At 65.6% G+C, this 21,303-nt stretch carries 17 protein-coding genes; 13 read left to right on the top strand and 4 right to left on the bottom strand.

Translation table 11 applies throughout. The features are described 5' to 3' along the window. Positions 1-66 precede the first annotated feature (66 nt). Positions 67-918 carry a helix-turn-helix domain-containing protein gene (locus DYS74_RS01690; protein WP_121530417.1) on the top strand — a complete coding sequence of 284 codons (852 nt, stop codon included), beginning with the start codon at positions 67-69 and terminating at the stop codon, positions 916-918. Here DYS74_RS01690 and pip read toward each other — a convergent pair. Then, positions 915-1,871 carry a prolyl aminopeptidase gene (gene pip, locus DYS74_RS01685; RefSeq protein ID WP_121530416.1) on the bottom strand — a complete coding sequence of 319 codons (957 nt, stop codon included), beginning with the start codon at positions 1,869-1,871 and terminating at the stop codon, positions 915-917. The two genes, DYS74_RS01690 and pip, sit on opposite strands and share 4 nt — an antisense overlap. Positions 1,872-2,043: 172 nt before the next feature. Between pip and DYS74_RS01680 the strand changes: the two genes are divergently transcribed. The 9 genes from DYS74_RS01680 to DYS74_RS01640 all read left to right on the top strand — a co-directional run bounded on the left by DYS74_RS01680 (position 2,044) and on the right by DYS74_RS01640 (position 9,719). Next, the gene (locus DYS74_RS01680) at positions 2,044-3,057 is read left to right on the top strand and encodes a zinc-binding alcohol dehydrogenase family protein (protein ID WP_121530415.1); all 1,014 of its coding nucleotides are present in this window, start codon (positions 2,044-2,046) and stop codon (positions 3,055-3,057) included. A 27-nt stretch (positions 3,058-3,084) separates the two neighbouring features. After that, positions 3,085-3,483: a nuclear transport factor 2 family protein gene (locus DYS74_RS01675; RefSeq protein ID WP_121530414.1), complete on the top strand. Its 399-nt coding sequence runs from the start codon at positions 3,085-3,087 to the stop codon at positions 3,481-3,483. A gap of 71 nt (positions 3,484-3,554) precedes the next feature. Continuing rightward, positions 3,555-4,424, top strand: coding sequence for a LysR family transcriptional regulator (locus DYS74_RS01670; protein WP_121530413.1), 870 nt, complete (start codon positions 3,555-3,557; stop codon positions 4,422-4,424). Positions 4,425-4,665: 241 nt separating this feature from the next. Then, positions 4,666-5,958, top strand: a complete 1,293-nt coding sequence (locus DYS74_RS01665) for a tyrosine-type recombinase/integrase (RefSeq protein WP_121530412.1) — start codon at positions 4,666-4,668, stop codon at positions 5,956-5,958. After that, positions 5,955-6,593 (top strand): hypothetical protein, encoded by a 639-nt coding sequence (locus DYS74_RS01660; protein WP_121530411.1) that lies wholly within the window; start codon positions 5,955-5,957, stop codon positions 6,591-6,593. The genes DYS74_RS01665 and DYS74_RS01660 overlap by 4 nt, the downstream gene beginning before the upstream one ends. A 217-nt stretch (positions 6,594-6,810) precedes the next feature. After that, positions 6,811-6,996 (top strand): helix-turn-helix transcriptional regulator, encoded by a 186-nt coding sequence (locus DYS74_RS01655; RefSeq protein ID WP_121530410.1) that lies wholly within the window; start codon positions 6,811-6,813, stop codon positions 6,994-6,996. 104 nt (positions 6,997-7,100) lie between these two features. Beyond that, the gene (locus tag DYS74_RS01650) at positions 7,101-8,048 is read left to right on the top strand and encodes a DUF7146 domain-containing protein (protein ID WP_121530409.1); all 948 of its coding nucleotides are present in this window, start codon (positions 7,101-7,103) and stop codon (positions 8,046-8,048) included. Next, positions 8,048-9,328: a DUF3631 domain-containing protein gene (locus DYS74_RS01645; protein WP_121530408.1), complete on the top strand. Its 1,281-nt coding sequence runs from the start codon at positions 8,048-8,050 to the stop codon at positions 9,326-9,328. Before DYS74_RS01650 ends, DYS74_RS01645 begins: the two co-directional genes overlap by 1 nt. Positions 9,329-9,476: 148 nt before the next feature. Then, positions 9,477-9,719 carry an HGGxSTG domain-containing protein gene (locus tag DYS74_RS01640; protein WP_121530407.1) on the top strand — a complete coding sequence of 81 codons (243 nt, stop codon included), beginning with the start codon at positions 9,477-9,479 and terminating at the stop codon, positions 9,717-9,719. A gap of 461 nt (positions 9,720-10,180) precedes the next feature. On the opposite strand, the gene DYS74_RS01635 is transcribed toward DYS74_RS01640, so the two are convergent. From DYS74_RS01635 to DYS74_RS01625, 3 genes are read right to left on the bottom strand one after another with little or no spacing between them, the layout of a single operon-like run. Beyond that, on the bottom strand, positions 10,181-13,291 hold the full coding sequence (locus DYS74_RS01635; protein WP_121530406.1) for a type I restriction endonuclease subunit R: 3,111 nt from the start codon (positions 13,289-13,291) through the stop codon (positions 10,181-10,183). Position 13,292: 1 nt separating this feature from the next. After that, positions 13,293-14,669, bottom strand: coding sequence for a restriction endonuclease subunit S (locus DYS74_RS01630; RefSeq protein ID WP_121530405.1), 1,377 nt, complete (start codon positions 14,667-14,669; stop codon positions 13,293-13,295). Further along, positions 14,666-16,498 carry a type I restriction-modification system subunit M gene (locus DYS74_RS01625; RefSeq protein ID WP_121530404.1) on the bottom strand — a complete coding sequence of 611 codons (1,833 nt, stop codon included), beginning with the start codon at positions 16,496-16,498 and terminating at the stop codon, positions 14,666-14,668. Before DYS74_RS01625 ends, DYS74_RS01630 begins: the two co-directional genes overlap by 4 nt. Before the next feature lie 460 nt (positions 16,499-16,958). On the opposite strand from DYS74_RS01625, the gene DYS74_RS01620 reads away from it, so the two are divergent. Genes DYS74_RS01620 through DYS74_RS01610 form a run of 3 tightly spaced genes read left to right on the top strand, consistent with a single transcriptional unit; the run spans position 16,959 to position 21,300 of the window. After that, on the top strand, positions 16,959-19,004 hold the full coding sequence (locus DYS74_RS01620; RefSeq protein ID WP_121530403.1) for a MotA/TolQ/ExbB proton channel family protein: 2,046 nt from the start codon (positions 16,959-16,961) through the stop codon (positions 19,002-19,004). After that, positions 19,004-19,987 carry an OmpA/MotB family protein gene (locus DYS74_RS01615; RefSeq protein ID WP_220668807.1) on the top strand — a complete coding sequence of 328 codons (984 nt, stop codon included), beginning with the start codon at positions 19,004-19,006 and terminating at the stop codon, positions 19,985-19,987. Before DYS74_RS01620 ends, DYS74_RS01615 begins: the two co-directional genes overlap by 1 nt. Continuing rightward, on the top strand, positions 19,984-21,300 hold the full coding sequence (locus tag DYS74_RS01610) for an EH signature domain-containing protein (RefSeq protein WP_121530402.1): 1,317 nt from the start codon (positions 19,984-19,986) through the stop codon (positions 21,298-21,300). The genes DYS74_RS01615 and DYS74_RS01610 overlap by 4 nt, the downstream gene beginning before the upstream one ends. The last annotated feature ends 3 nt before the right edge of the window (positions 21,301-21,303 follow it).

Genomic DNA, 21,303 nt, shown 5'->3' with positions numbered 1-21,303 from the left:
CACGTTCTTGCGGTGAAATCGCGCGCGGGGCTTTCGCGGCGCGGGGCGCGGCGCTACCGATGTCTCATGCGCCCCACGGTCCATGATTTCCTCGGCCGCTCCGCCGTTGCGCAGAGCACAGCGCGCCTCGATCTCGGGGCGGGCTGCGCGGTGGCGATCTGGCACAACCACGACGACCGGATTCGGTACGAGACGCCGCAGAACCACACCTTCAGCCTCTATCTCGAGGGCGGCACCGGCACCCGGCGGCTCGATGCCGGGGGCATTTCCGGGCATCCGGGCGCGATCTGCGTGATGCCCGAGGGCTGCGGCTCGGAATGGGAGATCACCGCGCCCTTCCGCTTCGTGCATCTCTACCTGTCGGACGCGCGGCTGCGCGCGGGGTTCTCGGCGATCCACGACTGTGACGCGCGGCTGCTGGATCTGCGCGAGAGCACCTTCGCCGAGGACGCCCGGCTGGCCGCAGGGCTGCGCACGCTCGCCACCGCGGCGACGGCGGGCGATGTGCTCCTGGCCGAGACGGCGGTCGCGGGGCTGATCGGCGGGCTTGCGCGCCAGCACCCGCAGCTGCGCGGCGGGCTGACCGCGGCGCAGCTGCACCGGGTCGACGACTGGATCGAGGCGCATCTCGAGGAGGCGATCCACCTCGACGATCTGGCGGCGCTGACGGGCCTTTCGGGCTATCACTTCCACCGCATGTTCCAGCTCTCGCGCGGCAGCGCCCCGCATGCCTGGGTCACCGCGCGCCGCATCGCCCGGGCGCAGGCGCTGCTTGGCGGGCCGATGCCGATCGCGACGGTGGCGGCGGCCTGTGGCTTTTCGAGCCAGAGCCACCTGACCCGCACCTTCCGCACCCGGACCGGCCGCACGCCCGCCGAGTATCGCGCCCTCGTCCGCGCCGACCGGGACGGCGCCTAGAGGCCGGCGGCGAAGCGGTCGGTCGCGCGGATCAGCCGGTCGCGGATGCCGGGCTCGGTCGCGGCATGGCCCGCCCCCTCGACGATATGCAGCCGGGATCCCGGCCAGCGCCGGTTCAGCTCCCACGCCGTGCGCAAGGGACAGGGCATGTCATAGCGGCCATGGACGATCTCGCCCGGAATGCCGGCCAGCTTCGGCGCGTCGTCCAGCAACTGCCCCGGCCGCAGCCAGCAATCATGCAGGAAATAGTGGTTTTCCAGCCGCGCGAAGGCCAGCGCGAACTGCGCATCGCCATAGTGCGCCTCGACCTCGCCCTGCGGCAGCAAGGTGATCGTCGTGCCCTCCCAGATCGCCCAGGCCCGCGCCGCCGCAAGCCGTTCGGCCTCGTCCTCCGAGGTCAGCCGCTTGCGGAAGGCGGCGATCAGGTCGCCGCGCTCCGCCTCGGGGATCGGCGCGACGAAGTTCTCCCAGGCGTCGGGGAACATCTCGGAGACGCCGAAACGGTAATACCAGTCGATCTCGGCCCGGCTGACGGTATAGACGCCGCGCAGGATCAGCGCGCTGACCCGCTCGGGATGGGTCTGCGCATAGGCAAGCGCCAGGGTCGAGCCCCAGGAGCCGCCGAAGACCAGCCAGCGCTCGCAACCGACGCGCGCGCGTAGCCGCTCAATGTCGGCGACCAGATGCCAGGTGGTGTTCGCCTCGAGCGAAGCATGCGGCGTCGAGCGGCCGCAGCCGCGCTGATCGAAAAGCAGCACGTCATAGCGCGCGGGGTCGAAAAAGCGCCGGTGATCGGGATGGATGCCGCCGCCCGGTCCGCCATGCAGGAAGACCGCGGGCTTTGCCCCGGGCGTGCCGACCCGCTCGTAATAGACCCGATGCCCGTCGCCGGTGTCGAGAAAGCCGGTCTCGTAGGGCTCGATCTCGGGGTAGAAGTCGCGCAACCTGTCCATGATGTCCTTCCGTCGATGCCGGGCCATCATCGCGCCTCGCGCCGGCGGGGGCAATGACCGGCGCCCCACGCCGCCCCCGGGCGTTTTCGCCCGGCCCCCGGCGATTTTCTGCGCCTGCCCGCGCGCGCCGGCCCGCCGTATCTGTGCCCCACCGCAGCAACGGAGGCGCAAGATGAAAGCGATCGGCATCTGGAAGGCCCTGCCCGCCGACGACCCCGAGGCGCTCGTCGAGCGCGAGATCCCGGTGCCGGTGCCCGGCCCCGATGACCTTCTGGTGCGGGTCGCGGCGATCTCGGTCAACCCGGCCGACATCCGCACCCGGCTGCGCAAGACCGACGACGGCCATTTTGCGGTGCTCGGCTGGGACGTGGCGGGCGAGGTGGTGGCAACCGGCGCGAGCGTGCGCGATTTCGCCCCGGGAGACCCCGTGCTCTATGCGGGCGACCTGTCCCGCCCCGGCGCGAACAGCGAATACCACCTGGTCGAACGCGCGATCGTCGGGCGCCGCCCCGAGACGCTCGCCCCCGCCGCGGCGGCCGCCCTGCCGCTCACCGCGCTCACCGCCTGGGAGGCGCTCTTCGACCGGCTCGGCCTGACACCCGGCGCGGCGCCCGAGCCGCGCAGCCTGCTGATCGTCGGCGGTGCGGGCGGCGTCGGGTCGATGGCGATCCAGCTCGCGCGGCTGGTCCCCGGCCTGACCGTGATCGCCACCGCCTCGCGGCCGCAATCGCGCGCCTGGTGCCTGTCGTTTGGTGCCGATGCGGTGATCGACCATCTCGCCGACCTCGAGGCGCAGATCGCCGACCTCGGCCTGGCGCCGCCCGCTCTCGTCTTGCTGGCGAACGACCCCGACCGGCATTTCCCCGCCCTCGCCCGGCTGATCGCGCCCGGCGGCCGGATCTGCTGCATCGTGCCCTTCACAAGCCCCCCCGACATCGGCGCGCTGATGCGCAAGAGCGCGGGGCTGGTGTGGGAATTCATGTTCACCCGGCCGATGTTCGCCACCCCGGACCGCGCCCGGCAGGGCGAGATCCTGACCCGTGTCGCGCAGATGGCGGCCGAGGGGCGGCTGCGCCCGACCGGCACCGAGACGCTGTCGCCGATCTCGGCCGACACCCTGCGCGAGGCCCACCGCCGCATCGAGAGCGGCCGCACGATCGGCAAGATCGTCCTTTCCGGTTTCTGAAATTCCCGACAAGACAAGGAGATACGAATGTCTGCCGTCGACCTGACCCAATCCTTCCTCGGCGCGGTGTTTTCCGGCCAGCTCGAGGAGGCCCTCGCCCTGACCGCCCCCGAGGCGCGCTTCATCTCGGTCAGCCCGCGCGACAACGCGGCGAACCCGCTGCACGGCACCTTCGTCGGCCCCGAGGGCGCGAAGGCCTTCTTCGGCGGCTTCGGCGCGCTGCTGGAGCCCGGCGAGTTCACCGTCGAGGCGGCCTTCGGCGATGACCACCACGCCGCCCTTTACGGCCAGTTCCGCCACACCGTGCGCGCGACCGGCAAGCCGTTCGCAAGTGACTGGGCGCTCATCACCCGGGTCGAGGGCGGCAAGCTGACGCTCTATCACTTCTACGAGGACAGCGACGCGCTGACCCGGGCCCGCACCTGACGGGGCCGGCAGGGGTTGGCCTTGCGGCCGATCCCTGCTTTCTGTCATCCACGACACCGACCGAGGGGCACATGGACGAGCTTGCCGCGCTGCAATGGGATGACATCCGCTTCTTTCTGGCGCTCGCGCGTGCGGGCAGCCTGTCGCGGGCGGCGCGCGCGCTGCGGGTCGAGCATTCGACCGTCGCGCGCCGCGTCACCAGCCTTGAAACGGCACTGGCGCTGCGGCTTTTCGACCGGCTCGCGAGCGGCTGGAGCCTGACCGCCGAGGGCGAGGAGCTGCTGGCGAAGGCCGGCGCGGTCGAGGCGCAGATCCTCGGCCTTGCCCGCATCGCGCGCGAGCAGGACCCGATGGCGGGGCGGGTGCGGATCTCGGCGCCGCCGGTGCTGCTTGCCGAACTTCTGATGCCAACCGTCGCGGCGCTGAGCGCGGCGCATCCGGGGCTGACGATCGACCTCGAGGGCAGCCGGCGCGAGGCCGACATGATGCGCGCCGAGGCGGATATTGCCTTGCGCATCGGCCTGCCGGAAACCGGCGACCTGATCGCTCGGCGCATCGCCGAGATCGGATACGGGCTTTACGGCGCACCCGGACTGCCCGAGGGGCCGGCACCGCGCCGCTGGATCGGCTTTGACGACAGCCTGCCGGGGCTGGCGCAGAAACGCTGGCTCGAGGCCGAGATGGCGGGCGCCGAGCCCGCGATCCGCAGCAACGACATGGCGACGATGGCACAGGCGGCACGCGCCGGGCTGGGGCTGGCCCTGCTGCCGCATTTCCTGGGCGCGACGGACCCGGCGCTCTGCGCCTATCCGGCGCGCCAGCCCGCCTTCAGCCGGCCGCTCTATCTGATCCTGCACGCCGACATGCGCCGCGCACCGCGGGTGCGGGCGGTGGCCGATGCGCTGGTTGCCGACCTGAAGGCGCGGCTCGATCCACGCTGAGACGGCCCCGGGCTGGGCACCGAGCACCGGCAACAGCCGGCACACCCGCCCCGGACGGGGCAAGGCGATCGGCACGGACGCTTGGCTGGCGGAAGCGGTGGCCGCCATTTTTGGCGGAGAACTTTTCGCAACTCGTCGCAATGCTATGACTTCACAGAACTTTCTAAGAAACCAGTTTGCAAGGCATTGCCACAAGTCGCAACTTGTCGCATATTCTTGGGCGGGTACTTAGGAGGGTATTGTGCCTCTCATCGCCAAGGAGCTTTCAGCGCTAGATGTGAAGCGTCTCACCCACCCGGGACGTGGGCGCAACGTGACCTTCCCTGTCGGCGGGGTCTCGGGGCTTTCGCTGCAGATCACCCCTTCAGGCGCGCGTTCGTGGCTCCTGCGGGTGCGCATCGGCAACAAGCGCCGCGAGATCGGCCTAGGCGGCTACCCGGATGTAACCTTGGCACAGGCCCGGGACCGCGCCCGCGAAACCAAGGACAAGATCCGCAACGGAATCGATCCGGTAGAAGAGCGCAAAGCGGCCCGGGCGGCGCTCGTTACCGCGCAACGCCGCGGGCTCAGCTTCGATGATGCCGTCGATCGCTACCTCGCCGCGAAGCTCGATGCGCACAAGAACCCGAAGCACCGCCAGCAATGGCGCAACACCTTGACCCAATACGCCCTGCCCGAGCTAGGGCCCATGATGGTTCAGGACATCACCGTACAAGACGTGCTGCGCGTCCTGGAACCGATCTGGCGCGACAAGACCGAGACCGCCTCGCGCCTTCGCGGGCGGATCGAAGCCGTCCTGTCCTGGGCCACCGTCGCCGGGCATCGCAACGGCGACAACCCTGCCCGCTGGCGCGGCAACCTCAAGGAGCTGCTGCCGGCCGCCTCCAAGGTGAAGAAAGGCGACAACCAGCCTGCGGTGCAGATCGACGACGCCCCGCGCTGGTTCGCCGCCCTGCGCGCCCGTGACGGTATGGGAAGCCGCGCCCTCGAGTTCGCCGCCCTCTGTGCATCCCGTTCGCAAGAGGTTCGTGGCGCACTCTGGGAAGAGATCGACCTCGAGCAAGGGCTTTGGATCATCCCCGCGGAACGGATGAAGATGGACCGCGAACACCGCGTTCCACTTTCCGACGCTGCATTAACGCTGTTGCGGGTTCTCCCGCGCTTCGAGAACAACCCGCTCGTGTTCCCCGCGCCCCGTGGCGGCGAGATGTCCGATATGACCCTGAGCGCCGCCATGAAGCGCCTGCACAAGGCCGATGTAGACGTGGGCGGGCCGGGCTTCGTCGACCGGGCCAGCAAGCGCCCTGCAGTGCCGCACGGCCTCCGCTCGACCTTCCGAGACTGGATCGCAGAGCGCACGAAATATCCGGGCGAGATGGCCGAGGTCGCGCTGGCGCACAAGATTTCGAGCGCCGTCGAAGCGTCTTACCGGCGCGGCGACATGGTGGATAAGCGCCGCGAGATGATGGCGGCATGGGCAGATTACCTGACCGGAAGGAACCGGGTCGGGACGAAAGTGTTGAGGATAAAATGATCGAGGAAGACCCTCTCAGGTTCTGGCGGATGCACGACCAGATGAGCGTGAAGAACGCTGCGATATTGATGTGCGGCGGCGACCCTTCACCTTATGGAAATGGCGCAGACCGGCTGGGCTTCGATGCGGCTTTCAGCGCCTTGCAGCAAGCCGTCATGAGAAGGGACATAGAAGCAACGCTGTCCTATTCCGACGACACCTTGGGCACATGGCCAAGCCCCTCCAATGGTCAGGACACGACGACGCCCTCCGGCGCCAATACATCTCAGACGAAAGATCGCGAACCAGACTGGGACAAGACCCAGCTCGACGTCACGAGCATGAAGGCGTGGATCAGATCCAAAGGAATACCGGACAGCTTCTTCGTTACCTCGGTGAAGCAGGAAAGGACACTACCGTACATGGATCCGTCCCACCCCCATTTCTCTCCCGAATTGGCAATGGCTGTGGAAACATGGTGTGCACTCGCCCCGAACTTGGAATTGAACACGGGCACTCGGAAAGAGATCGAAGCGTGGCTGGAGACCAATTGGAAGGACGAGTGGCTAGGACCTCAAACTAACAACGCAATGGAGCGGATTTCTATGGTTGTGAACTGGAACAAGAAAGGTGGAGCCAGCTCCACCCCCGGCTAACCCTGACCGGCTTCTTGAACAACCCACCCCCCATTTAACGGATTGAAAGAGGACGATTTCCTCACTTAAATCTGCCACCCAGCCAAAACCGAAGAGCAGGAACTGGGGGTAGGAAAAGCCCGAATGGGGGGTGGGGTTTTCTGCAACCTCCCCCCTATTTAAGCCGATAAGCCGGCGACAGTTTGCACCCCATCGCAACACGATGGAGTGCCCTGAAATGGCCGAGTCCTATATTTCCGATCTGCAGCTGGCGGAACGCTACAACGTCCACCGCTCGACGCCCTGGCGTTGGGCGAAGACCGACCCCGCCTTCCCGCACCCGGTGAAGCTGGGGCCGCAATGCGCGCGCTGGAAGCTGTCCGAAATCGAGGCGTGGGAAAAGACCTGCGCTACCCGCGGCTAAGACCGCCACCCTCGGATCCGGGGGCGGCGGCTTTTCTTCGGTCCTCAGCAACTCCGAAGATACAGTTTCGCGCCCCGATCCTCAATCGAGGAGATAAGCGAGAAATGAAATTCTCCCTCTATGATCACCAGCACCATCATGCGCGGCATCCGCATGCCCAAGGCACGACGAGCGATGCCGAGTGCATCACCCGCGCTCTGGGAGGGAAATGGACCGGGTGCCAAGGCATTGCCATCTGCCCCGCCCATGACGACCACCACCCCAGCCTCTCGATCGCCCAGGGCGATGACGGGCGCCTCCTGATGTATTGCTATGCCGGCTGCAGCTTCCCCGCAATCTGCGGGGTGCTGCGCCACCGCGGTCTCCTCGACGGGACCGGTGACACGCTGCAGTTCCCCGAGCACGAGCGGACGCGTCAGAAAGCCGAGCGCGAAAAAGCGATGCGCAAGCGCTCCGCCCTCGCCCGCATCTGCTGGGACGAGGCGCAGGCCATCGCCAACACCCCGGCCGAACGCTACCTGCGCAGGCGCGGCATCACCTGCGCCCTGCCCGCGAACCTCCGCTTTCACCCCGCCGCCTGGCACGCCCAGACGGCGCAGCGCCTGCCGGCGATGATCGCCTGCATTGATGCCCCCCGGGGCTTCGCCGTGCATCGCACCTACCTCAAGCCGGACGGTTCGGCCAAGGCGGCGGTGACCCCGACGAAAACCATGCTCGGACCGACGCGTGGGGGCGCCGTGAAGCTCTCCCGCGGCCCCGGCCCCCTGGTGGTGGCCGAGGGGATTGAAACGGCCCTGAGCCTCGCCTGCGGACTCCTGCCGCGTTCCATGACGCTCTGGAGCGCGCTCTCGGCCCCTGGCCTCTCCTCCCTCCACCTCCCAGCCAGCCCCGGCCACATCATCATCGCGACGGATGGCGACCTCCCTGGGCGCAAAGCCGGCGACGCGCTGGCCATGCGCGCCAGCGCGCTGGACTGGACGGTCGAAATGTTCCCCGCCGCCGACGGGCGTGACTGGAACGACGAACTCCTGCGCATGAAGGGGGGCGTGTAATGACCAACGATACCACTCTCGTGGTGCATCCCTCCAAGACCGAGAGGGCCAAGAAAATCATCGAGGCCTCCGCCGCCAAGAGCACGGTCGAATACGAATGCGAACGCAATGAATTGGCCGAAAAGCTGGGCCTGCGCGTCAGTGTTTTCGATGCATTAGTCGAAGAGGAGCGCGCCAAAGCCTCGGGCACCGTCGCTTTGAAGTTCGGAGACATCGCTCCCGCGGTCGAACCGGTGAACGGGGCCGAGCTTGCGCGCGAGTTGTACGAAACGATCCTGCGCTACTGTGTTCTTCCCCCGGAGAGCGCGACCCTGATCGCGTTCTGGATCCTTCATGCGTGGTGCCACGAGGCCGCCACCATCTCGCCGGTGCTCGGCATCACGTCGCCGGAAAAACGCTGCGGCAAGACCACGCTGATGTCGCTCCTTAGCGTGCTCGTCCCGCGCCCGCTTCATACCGCCAACCTGAGCCCCGCGGCCATGTTCCGCGTGATCCAAAAATGGCGCCCAACCTTGCTGATCGACGAGGGGGACACCTTCCTGAGCAAGGACAAGAACGGCGAGCTTCTGGGCATGCTGAACGGTGGTCACAATCGCCTGAGTTCCAGCGTGCTCCGTTGCACCGGCGACAATTTCGAACCGATCGTCTTCGATGTATGGGGGCCTAAGGGCATCGCCATGATCGGGCGCCTGCCGGACACGCTGGAGGACCGTGCGATTCCAGTGCGCCTGCGTCGGAAGCTCAAGACCGAGACGGTCTGCCGGTTCCGTGCCGACCGCATCGACCAGTTCCGGCCGCTTCAGTCCCGTTGCGCCCGTTGGGCCGCCGATCATCTCCCGACCCTTCGTGGCGCAGATCCCGATGACATTCCCGCAGCCTTGGACGATCGCGCCCAGGACAACGCTCGCTGCCTTTGCGCGATCGCCGACGTGATCGGGGGGGAGTGGCCGGAAAAGCTGCACTCGGCCCTGATCAAGGCCTACGCCGACCGCGACCGCAACGAGGCGCAGTCTGACGGCATCAAGCTGCTGGAAGACATCGAGGAGGTCTTCACCCGCAAACCGGAACCGCGGATCGGCAGCCAAGAACTTGTCGACGCGCTCTGCGCGCTGGAAAAGGCGCCCTGGAGCGAATGGCGGGGTGACAAGCCTATTTCGGGCAAAGGTATCGTCAAGCTGCTCAAGCCCTACGAGATCGCGCCGCGGCAGGACAACTCCGGGAGCTACTACCTGCGTCGTGACTTCGAGGATGCCTTTGGGCGCTATCTCTCCAAGCCCTGACAAATCACCACATCCACCACAAGTGCCACGCGTCCAAAACACCGCAGATCGGAAGCCTTGGCACTTGTGGCACTTGTGGCAGCTAAAACACGCCGGCGAAGCATGCCGCCTCGCCGACGTCCGCTCATTCAGATCGGAGAAACGAACAATGACCCCCAGCGACATCGCCGCGATCATCGCGCTTTACAACCAACGCCGCCGGATGAAGTGCGGCGCCCGGACGCGAAAGGGCACGCCCTGCAAGATGTGGCCCGAGCCGGGCAAGCGCCGCTGCAGGCTTCATGGCGGCCTCTCCACCGGTCCCAAGACCACCGAGGGCATCGAGCGCATCCGCGCGGCACAGAAGAGGCGCGGGGCCAAGCATCATGAGGAGCATGACAGGGGGCACTGAGCCCAGCGAAACGAAGGCTCCATCCCGCCTTCCGCATCCGGACGAGGCGTCAGATCTCAAAATGCCTGTTTAGAATTGTTCATCGGAGCCCCTCGCGCGTCATGGGGTGTTAGTTCCCAAGATAAAACGAAACGCCATCCCAGATATTTCCAGCAGTGGCACGGATCACAGCGATTGCCGCGTCTCGCTCTCCCCCGTCCGAAGCATTCCCGCCCCGGGATTATCCCGTCGCAGTGCAGACCGTCCCGCCCTGATACGTTGCTGACCAACGGCCGGCGTGAGGGACTTCCTGATACGTCCTGTTGATCGGTCCTACCTGCCGATCGGCGTATTCCTTACTGGTCATCAGCCGCTCCGGGAACACCACGGACGTTGGTAGATCCTGCATGTCCGAAGATCACGGCACGTTTACCATGGTGTTCCCTCATTCCCTCGGGTTTGGCCGGACCTCTCGCCCCCTCTCACCCCTGCCCCCTGAGCGCCTCGTAAAGCTGGCCGGGCCCGGTCATGACGGCCAGGAAACCCTCCAGCGTTGCGTCGGAACTCAGGAGCTGCCGGGTCATCTCGTCCTGTGCGTCGGCGGAGGAGATGATCGCATCCATCACCGCGGCCTTGAGCAGGGGCGAGTTGGCGAACTGCTCCTTGTTGTTGCTCGCGGCCTGCTGGCGCAGCTGCTCGTTTTCCATGACCTTGGTGTGGATGGTGTTCAGCCCCGACACCTCATCGCCCTCGGTCAGCCCCGAGAACAGGTCGTTGAGCCGGGCGACGATCTCGGAGAGCCGCGCCTTTTCCTTGTCCTGCACCGAGGCCGAGCCGGTCTCGGTCATCGGTTTCAGCTTCTCGGCCGGGCCGGACAGCTGCAGCCTCGCGCTGTCCTTGCGGTTCGATTTGACGAAGCTCAGCTCGATCTTGCTCAGGTCGACTCCCTCGCGTTCGCGCCCGAACTCCAGCACCGGGATCAGGTGGCGATAGAAGATGCTGCGGGCCTCGATGTCGGTCGAGCCGTAATCGAAGATCTGCGACAGGAATGCGTAGAGCCGCACATAGGCCCCCATGTTCGAACGAAACAGGATCAGCGCCTCCTGCACCTGTTTCGCGGCCAGAACGGCGTCCTCGCCCCCCCGGGCGCGGGCCTCGCGCTCGGCCTGGCGCGCCGCGGCGAACTGCTTCAGCAGCCGATCCGCCACCGGCTCCAGCGCCGCCGACAGCGCCCCGTGCGACGCCTTCGGATCGAGCGCGGCTCGCACCACCCGGTCGACCTCTCCGTCGTCGTAATAGCCCAGCCCGTCCAGCTGCGCGCGCAGGTCGAGCACCTGGTTCGGGTCGGTGACATCCTCCAGCTCGGCGGTTTCGTAATAGGTGCGGAAGGCCGACAGGATATCCTCGGCACTGTTGGCGAAATCGAGGATATAGGTCGTGTCCTTCTTCACCCCGTCCTTCTCGTAGGCCCGGTTGAGCCGCGACAGCGTCTGCACCGCCTGGATCCCCGCGAGCCGGCGATCGACATACATGCCGCACAGAAGCGGCTGGTCGAAGCCGGTCTGGAACTTGTTGGCGACGATCAACAGGTGGAAGGCCGGGCCCTTGAATGTCTCGCGGATGTCGCCGCGCAACCCCGGGTTCAACGTCTTGCTGGTCTCCGAGAACGGGTCGGGACCGCTTTCGGGATCGCTGACCTCGCCCGAGAAGGCCACCAGCGTGCCAAGCCCGTATCCCCTCTCCTCGATGTACTTGCGCATCGCGATCTGCCAGCGCACCGCCTCCTTGCGGCTTGCGGTGACCACCATCGCCTTGGCGTGGCCGTTCAGCAGCGGCATCACCGTGGTGCGGAAATGCTCGACCACGATCGCCACCTTCTGCGCGATGTTGGTCGGGTGCAGCTGCACCCATTGCATCAGCGCCTTGGTGCCCTTGCTGCGCTCGACCTCCCTGTCGTCGATCTCGCGGCCGTTCGCGGACAGGCGGAACGCCAGGTCATAAGGTGTGTAGTTCTGCAGCACGTCGAGGATGAAGCCCTCCTCGATCGCCTGCCGCATCGAATAGACGTGAAACGGCGCGGGCAGATTGCCGGGGCCGGCGGGCGCGTCCGGATCGGGGCGCCGGCCGAACAGTTCCAGCGTCTTGCCCTTGGGCGTCGCGGTGAAGGCGACGAAGCTGATGCCCCGGGGCGCGGCCCTGGCCGACATGGTCGCGTTCATGACGTCTTCGCTGGAGAACCCGCCGCCATCTTCCAGCTCGGCCTTCTCCTCGGCGGACAGCACCTGTTTCAGCGCCGAGGCCGCGCCGCCGGTCTGGCTCGAATGCGCCTCGTCGGCGATCACCGCAAAGCTCTTGCCGGCGGTCGAGGCCAGTTTCTCCGCCGCATCCATCAGCGCCGGGAAGGTCTGGATCGTGCAGACCACGATCTTCTTCTCGCCGTTCAGCGCCTCGGTCAGCTGCTTGCGCTTGGCGCCGTGCTCGCGGGTGATCGTCTCGACCACGCCGGTGGTGCGCTCGAAGGCGAAGACGGCCTCCTGCAGCTGGGTGTCGATCACGTTGCGGTCCGAGACCACGATCACCGTCGAGAACATCTTGCGGTCCCCGGCGTCGTGCAGGTCGGCTAGCTGATGCGCGGTCCAGGCGATCGAGTTGGTCTTGCCCGACCCCGCCGAGTGCTGGATCAGGTATTTGCCGCCCGGCCCTTCCTTCAGCACCGCGGCCCGGATGCACCGCGTCGCGTCAAGCTGGTGATAGCGCGGGAAGATCGCCCCCACGAGCTTCTTCCTGGCGTCCTTCACTCCGACCATGTAGCGCCCGAGGATCTCGAGCCAGCTGTCGCGCGCCCAGATCTCCTGCCACAGATAGGCGGTGCGGTGGCCGTCCGGGTTCACCGGGTTGCCGGCCGCGCCGTGATCGCCCCGGTCGAAGGGCAGGAACCGGGTCGCTGGGCCCGCAAGCTGCGTCGTCATCCGCACCAGCCGGTCCGAGACCGCGAAATGCACCAGCGCACCGCCGGGGAAGGACAGCAGCGGCTCGGGCTTGCCGCCCTTTTCCTGCGGCTTGCGGTCGAAGCGGTATTGATCGACCGCATCCTGAACGCTCTGGGTGAAATCGGTCTTCAGCTCGGTCGTGGCCACCGGGATGCCGTTCAGGAACAGCACGAGGTCGATGCTGCGGTTGGGCGCGGCCTCCGAGTAATGCACCTGCCGCAGCACCCGCAGCCGGTTGGCGTCATAGCGCGCGGTGATCTCGGGGTTCATGCCGCTCGCCGGGCGGAACTGCGCCAGCATCAGGGGCGCGCGCAAGCCGACGATCTCGACGCCCTGGCGCAACAGATCGAGCGTGCCGCGCGCGTCGAGCTGCTTGCGGATCCGGGCAAGGATCGCGGGCAGACCATGGCGGGCCAGCGCCTCGGCCCAAGCCCTGGGCTGCGTCGCCTCGGCCCAGGCGATCAGGTCCTCGGGGTAAAGCGCAAGCACGCGGTCATAGGAGCGGGCGTCGCCCGCCTGCCCCGGTTCGGCGTAAAGCCAGCCCTGCGCGGCCAGATCGGCGCAGATCTGTTCCTCGAAGCCGATTTCCCTGTGCGTCGCCATCTCAGCCGCCCCCCGCCGCCGCTTCCGCCGGGGCCTCGCCCCGCACGTCGATCTTGCCGGTGACGGCGGCCGAGATCAACGCGGCGCGCCGTTCGAGCAGCAGGGCAATGGCGGAATTGGCCTCGGCGGTGAGGGCGTCGAACCGCGCTAGCACCAATCGAACTTCAGCAACGATCTCGGCTTGCTCACTGATTGGAGGGACAGCGATCGAGCAGGATTCCACCTGTTCTGAGCTAATATTGTATTGAGCGGTCCCAGTTACCCAAAGAAGGATCTGCTCGTAGAAATAACGGGTCTGAATTATGAGTTCCAGAAATGACAAATCAAGCCGATCTGGCTGCGCCAAGAAACGGCCGACCCGCTGGTTCAACTGGCAAGGTAAATCTTTCTCTCGGACGCGCGCATAGTTGCCAAGGCTACCAGTTTCACCGACACTACCGGACATGCCCCAAATTAAGTCACCCTCGCGAAGCGCAACGCGCTCATTGACCGCGCATTCTGGAACACAAATCAGCGACGAAAAATCGAGTTCGCCTCGATCAAGATTGGTCATACGAACAACTGGCACCCCATCCGGGTTAAAAAGAGCTGACGAGAATGCGTATCCACCTTGCAGTTTAGCGTAGCGCTTCAACTGCACAACCTCCCACCCCTCGGGGATGTCGCCCAACCAGTCGATGCCGGAGGGGCGCAGGGGGGCGGCGGGGTTCAGGCCGCGGGTGACGGCGTGGCTGATGGTGGCCTGGCGCTTCTCGGCCAGCAGCGCGACAAGCCGCCGGCTCTCCGCCACCAGCGCGTCGATCTTGCCCACCTCCCGATCCAGAAACCCCGCAATCGCCCGCTGCTCGGGCAGAGGGGGGAGAGGGATAACAATTTGTCCGATCATACCAGCGGTTAGATTGGCTAGCCCAGTGGAACTACTCGACATTAGATCGAACTGGCGGCGTGCAAGCGGATTGTTGAAAAGATACCATGCAAGCTTTGGCAAATAGCTCTCGCCAGTGCGGATTCGCTGCATAAAATTAGAGTAGCACGCGTTAAGCGCCGCAATTGTTTCGTCAACGAGAGTCGCTTTCCCGATGTGTCTTGCGCTTCCACTGGATTTGGTGATCAGGATGTCCCCCTCTTCCAAGCAGTAGCGCACCGCATCATCACTCTGGATATTTCGAAACGCTGGATCTTCGATGCACCATTCACCATCCTCTGTCTGCTCGGTTGATCGAAGTACGATGGTGTTATTTTCTTCTGTAGGATCATCACCCCATATGCCTCCATCGTTGCGTTCAACAACAAATTTCAGCCGCACCACCTCCCACCCCTCGGGCACCTCTCCAAGCCAGTCCACCCCGCTATGCTTATACACCGGATAGGGTTTCATGCGCTCAAGCCCTTCAGCATCGCCTCGATCCGCGCCGTTACCTCGGCCAGCTCGGCGTCGATCTCGGCCAGCGGCCGGGGCGGCTCGAAGATGTAGAACTGCCGGTTGAAGGGGATCTCGTAGCCCACTTTCGTCTTCGTCGCGTCGATCCAGGCGTCGGGGGCGTGGGGCAGCACCTCGCGGGCGAAATACGCCGCGATCTCCTCGGAGAGCGGCACGGTCTCGGTGTCGCGCAGGCTTGCGTCGGGTTGCGGCTGGCCCTTCGCCTTGCCGCGCTGGCCAAGCACGATCGCGCCCTCCGCGTCGCGCAGGGGCCGCTCGACGGTGATCGAATGATAGCCGAAAGCGGCATTGGGCAGGATGCGCGAGAGCGGCACGAAGCCGATCTTGCCGCCCTCGGGCACGGCCGGTTCGGGCGCGTCGCCGATCAGCACGCGGGTTTCGACACGGCCCGCGGCGTCGGTGATCCGCGCCAGCCGCGCCTCCTGCCCCGCGGCGTAAAGCCGGGTGATGGTGGCGATGTCGTCCTCACCGAGCTCCTTGCGCTTGGAGCCGAGGCTCTTGCGCATCTTGCGCCAGAAATGCGAGCCGTCGATCAGCTGCACCCGGCCCTTGCGCGCGGCGGGCTTGTGGTTCGAGACGATCCAGACATAGGTCGCGATGCCGGTGTTGTAGAACATGTCGGTCGGCAGGGCGACGATTGCCTCGACGAGGTCGGATTCGAGCAGGTGGCGCCGGATCTCGCTTTCGCCCGAACCGGCGCCGCCGGTGAAGAGCGGCGAGCCGTTGAGCACGATGCCGAAGCGCGCGCCGCCCTGCGATGCCGGGCGCATCTTCGACAGCAGGTGCAGCAGGAACAGGAGCGAGCCGTCCGAGACCCGCGGCAGGCCGGGGCCGAACCGGCCGGCGAAGCCCTTCTGCTCGGCCTCGGCGCGCACGAATTTCTCGACCTTCTTCCATTCGACGCCGAACGGCGGGTTCGACAGCATGTAGTCGAACTTGCGCTCCGGGTGGCCGTCGTCGGAAAGCGTGTTGCCGAAGACGATATTGCCGACGTCCTGCCCCTTGATCAGCATGTCGGCCTTGCAGATCGCGTAGGATTCGGGGTTCAGCTCCTGCCCGAACAGCGAGACCGAGGCGGCCGGGTTCATCGCGGTCAACGCCTCTTCCGCGACCGAGAGCATGCCGCCCGTGCCTGCGGTCGGATCATAGATCGCGCGTACCACGCCCGGTTTGCTCAGCGCGTCGCCGTCCTCGGCGAAGATCAGGGCGACCATCAGGCGGATCACCTCGCGCGGGGTGAAATGTTCGCCGGCGGTCTCGTTCGACAGTTCCGAGAAGCGGCGGATCAGTTCCTCGAACACCAGCCCCATCTGGTAGTTGCTGACCACATCCGGGTGCAGGTCCACCTGGGCGAATTTCTCCGCCACCTGGTAGAGCAGCCCGGCCTTACCGAGGCGATCGATCTGGATGTCGAAATCGAAATGCTCGAAGATGTCGCGCACCTCGGGCGAGAAGCCCAGAAGGTAGGCCCGCAGGTTCACCGCGACATTGTCCTGGTCGCCCAGGAGCTTCTTCAGATCCAGGTCCGACGCGTTGTAGAACCCCGCCCCCGAGGCCCGACGCAGGAAGGCGTCCGGCGGCATCCCCTGCGCCTCGCGCCGCTTGCGCTCCTGCAGCACGGCGTCCTTGGTCGGGGCGAGGACGCAATCGATCCGGCGCAGCACCGTGAAAGGAAGGATGACCTTGCCGTAATCCGACTGCTTGTAGTCACCGCGCAGAAGGTCGGCGACCGACCAAAGGAAGGCGGACAGGGCTTGCTGGTTCACGATGGGTCTCCGGGGTCGTTTCGCGGCGGACTAGACCACCCGCAGCAAGCCTTGGCAACGCGATGCGACCGTTTCCGACGCGGCAGTGTTTACGCCCCCGCCACAAACCGAGGCTCCCCCCGGTCGGATCACGTTGCATCCAGGCGTTTCCAGGAGGGCGGGTTGATGGGCGAAAGCCATCTGAACAGATTCACGTCCTTGCCCCAACCTTGCCCCAACCGAGGCATGCTCCGAGCGTTTTCAATGCTCTCCCTCCCGGATATGCACAAGATCAACCGGCAGACCTTGCGCCACCGCAAAGGTCGCCTCCAAAATTCCCAAACCTCACCCCAAACGGGCTGTATTTGCCCGCCAATTACCCATAGGTAGTATTTGATTTGGAGCCGTATCGTCTTTTTTGCCCTGCGTGGAAAGCGGATTTGTCGGCCCTGTAACTGTACAAACGAGAGCAGAGACAGCAATGCCGACGGCTTTTCAGACGATTTTCGATTCAATTGGCCTTCCCGTCGTGCACGCCGTGCTTTTCATTGCCGCGGCTCTGAAGAACGAAAGCGCCCCGGGCCTCGTCGTCATCCTTCTCGTGCTCGGCTTGCTCGGCTTCAGCTTTTTCACCTGGCGTATCATGCGCCACCGCGCAAAGCTGTTGCAGCGCGTGAACAAGGCTCTGGTCGGTATTTCACCCGAGGAATTTGCCCAAGGCGGCCGCGAGAGATTCTCCGCCGAACTGCACGAGATCGCCAAGGGGAACACGGGCGCCACGCTTCGCGAGGCCTGGGACGAATTCAGCGAAACGACGATTGTCGACGACCTCACCGAGCCCCCGGTGCTGCGCAACACGGTGCGCCCGGCGACCTTTTTCAACCTCGACGATCTCGGATACGGCCCGGGATTTCTGCGCTTGCTGCCCGGGTTGTTCGTCTCGATCGGCCTTGCGTTGACCTTCCTGGGGCTGATCGCGGCGCTGCACTCTATGTCCGGCGAAGAGATCACCTCGGCAACGATGCAAACCCTGCTGCGGATTGCCTCGGCCAAGTTCATCATGTCACTGACCGGCCTGGCCTGCTCGATCGTCTTCACCATAGTGCTGCATCGCCAACGCGGAAAGGTCGAGAAAGCCTTGCATCAACTGGTGCGGCTGATCGAAGAGAAATTGACATTCGCCAGTCTCGAACAGATCGCGCTGAACCAGCTCAAGGCGCAGGTCGAAGCGCAGGAAGCCCAGCGCAAGCTTGGTTTCGAGCTGGTCGCCGAGCTGGGCCGACCGCTGCGGGAAGAGGTGCCGCAGGCGATCGCGCAATCGATCTCGGACAGTATGCAGCCGATCCTCGACAGGGTCGGACAACAGGGGACGGACAGCGTCCAGACCATGGCCGCCGACCTGTCGCAACAGGTCAGTTCGGGGGTCGAGCAGGCGCTGACCATCGCCAGCGAGCGAATCGCCCAGGCCGGTGACCGGATCGCCCAGCTGGCCTCGCGGATGGACGAATCCTCGGGCCGGATGGGGAGTGAGATGGACCAGGCCGTCGCGCGCGTCGCACAGGCGGTCGAAGACCTTCGCAACTCGATGACCCAGACGGCACAATCCGCCAGCGGTGCTTTCACGGCCGGCGCGGAACAGTTGCTGGGCGTCATGAACACCACGCTGGAAGGGATCCGCGATAATACCGGTGCCGGGGCGCGGGCAATGTCCGAGGCAGCCTCGGACATGAGCAAGGCCGCGCAGGCGATGCGCGAGGAAATGGAAGGCGCGGCGAAAAGCGGCGCGGAGGCGGCGCAGGCACGGATGCAGGAGGCCGGAACGGCTGCGGGCGCCGCCATCGACGGTGCAGGCCGCTCGATGCTGAGCGCGTTCGAAGCCAGCAGCCAGAAAATCACCGAGATGTCGCACGAGGTCTTTGCCAAGGCCGGACAGGAACTGATGTCACCGCTCACGACGCTGGGTGAACAGCTGGACGACCTGGTTTCTTCTCTCGAAGACAGCACGGAGGCTGCACGCGCGACCGCAACCAGCCTCCGGGATGGGGCGCAAGCGACCTCCGAGGCGGCCGGCAGATTCCGCACAGCCTCTCAGGACATGACCGCCGCCGCGCAGCCGATCCGCGCCAGCACCGAGCAGGTCGAGGCCGGCCTGCGCAATCTCAACGAAAGCACCCGAAACGTCGCGACCACCGTCACCCGCAGCGCCGAAATCACGGCGCAATCCGCCGCTCAGGCGCTGAAGAGCGCGCAAGAAATCCTTGGTACGCAACGCCAGGCCATCGAAGCGGCCATGCGGGGCGTCGAAGAACTGGTCCGCAGGATGCAGGGCCAGGGAGACAAGCTTGATGACATCGACAACAAGCTCGGCCATGCCTTCGACATCTACGCATCGCAGACCGAGACGGCGATGCAATCCGTGCGCGGCCATGTGGTCGACATGTCCAAGGGACTCAACGACGCTGTGTCGGTCCTGCAAACTGTCGTCGACAACCTGCAAGACTTCCAGCCGCAGCAAAGAGGTGCCTGATGCGGTTCGCGCCCCGTCGTCACCGCGAGGAAGAAGAGGCCGAATCCGCCTTCGTGTCGATGACCGACATGACGATCAGCTTCCTGTTCATCCTGATGATCCTGCTGGCCTTCTTCGCCAGCCGATACAATGACACCGACACCGTCTCGCGTCCGGTCTACGACACCGTGGTGCAGGAACGCGACAATGCGCGAGCCGAAATCGCAAGACTGGAGGCCGAAGTCACTCGGCTGCAGCAGGAAAACAGAGATCAAGCCACCCGCATCGCCGAGCTCGAGAAAGAGATCGCCGAACTGCGCCGACAGCTGGCCAAGAAAGACCCGCTCGAGGTTTACAACGCCGAAGCCGTACGTAGCCGCACCGCGATCGTCGATGCCCTGGCCAAGGCGGTCAAGGCCGATATCCTGCGCGAGAAGATCGAGGGGCTTGACGTCAGCGCGCAGGGCGATGCGCTGCGGTTCCAGGGGGCGGGGCTTTTCGCCTCGGGCCAGGGCGGGTTGAGCGGCCAGAGCCTTCGGATCATCCGGCTCCTGGGGGATCACCTGGCCCGGCAATTACCCTGCTTCAGCACCGGCCCGAGCGGCAAGGTAGACCTGTCTTGCAACCCCGACCTCGTCCTGATCGAGACCGTGCAGGTCGAGGGGCATACCGATGCCGACGCCTCACAGGCCTACAACCTGCAACTGTCGATGACGCGGGCGCTTTCCGCCTTCAACGAGATCGCCCCCGACAGCGCGCGTGACGACCATCCGCCGATGCTGGGATTCGAGAACCTGCTGGATCAACCGGTCCTGGCGCTGGCAGGCTATGGCGAGATGCGGCCGATCACCGACAACGACACGCTGCAGGGCAAGGCCGCCAACCGCCGCATCGATCTGCGCTTCATCATGTATGTGCCACCGGGCAAGGACCTGATCCCGCACCGGGTCGAGGATATAGAACGGATCTCGGCCGAGCTGAAACTGCGCGGGGGAGAACCATGAGCCCCCCCCGCCCCTTGTCGGAACTGCTGGAACGCGCCACCCCGCTTCAGCTGCCAGTTCCACCGGATTTCACCGCCTTGAACCGGACGGTCAAGCGCGTTCTGGATCGTTGGGACAGGCCCGAGAAACCCGAACGCGATCCGGAACGGCTGCTGGCCGAAATGGCAGACCGGATCGCGCGACGCGACTGGCACAAGGTGCCGATGAGCTTCGCGACACGCGCGGCGCGGCTGGCGTTTTCCGCCCCTTGGCGCGACGATCCCGCCCATGACCGCATTCGCGCCTTCCTGCTCGCCGAGATCGCCGCCTCGACCCGTGCAGGTTTCCTGAACCCGATGCTGCGGATCTACATCGAGACCTTCGCCCCGGGCGCCGTCCACAGCGCAGACCTGGCCCGCCACCTGAAAGGCGCACAGTCCCGCCTCGGCGCGCAATGGCGCCAGCTTCTGGACCATGTCCCCGAGCTTCTGGATCCGCAACACGCCCCGGAAGCGATCGCGACCCGGATGGCGCAGATGGAGGATCCCTGGACCGGGCTGCGCCGGATCGGGCTGCGCCACCCCCATGCTCCGGGGCTGATGGATGCCGCACACCTTGCCTTCGTGCGGCAGATCGCCCCCCGGCTTGACCAGCGGCCCGAGATCGAGAGATTGCTCGACTGGTTGCGCCCCGCCGGCCAGACCGCCCGCGTCAACGGCGCCGCGGAAGCGATCGAGGCGCTGCTGCGTCCCTGGGCTGAACAAGCCCCGCCTCCCGACACGATGACCCTGCTGACCGACCGGCTGACCGAGCTTTACGGCCACCCACGGGTTTCACGCAATGCGATCTGGAACCTCATCGACCCCTCGCTGGAGAAACAGCTTCTGCGCTGGCTGATGGGCTCAGATATCCGCTTCCTGTTCCGCGTCCTGACCGAGGTCGAACGCGGCCATATGTGGCGCGACCGCGAGGACTTCTGGTGGACCAAATACGAGCAGGGGCTGCTGGATGAGGTCTGGATCGCCTTCAACTCCGAGGGCTACCGCGCAGCGACGTCCAAACTGCCGCCCGACACCCGACATTCTGCCTATCGTTTTGCGCATCAGACCGGCGAAAAGGACAAATCCCTTCTGTTCATGCGGATCGGCAACAAGATCGTCGTCGAGGGCACCTACAACTTCAAGGTCCACATCTTCCCAGCCGATGCCGAGCTCTCGCCGAAGCTGTACCAGCGTCAATACGACGTCGACCACATCCGCGCCCGCGGCAGGCATGGAGCCAAAACGATTCCCCATCTCGGCGACTGGCAAAGCCGGGTATCCATGAGCCTTTGACAC

Origin of the sequence: Paenirhodobacter hankyongi, assembly GCF_003664585.1 — a bacterium.
Classification (GTDB): Bacteria; Pseudomonadota; Alphaproteobacteria; order Rhodobacterales; family Rhodobacteraceae; genus Rhodobacter; species Rhodobacter hankyongi.
Note: the sequence above shows the minus strand (reverse complement) of the source record. Positions and strands in the feature narration are given on the sequence as shown.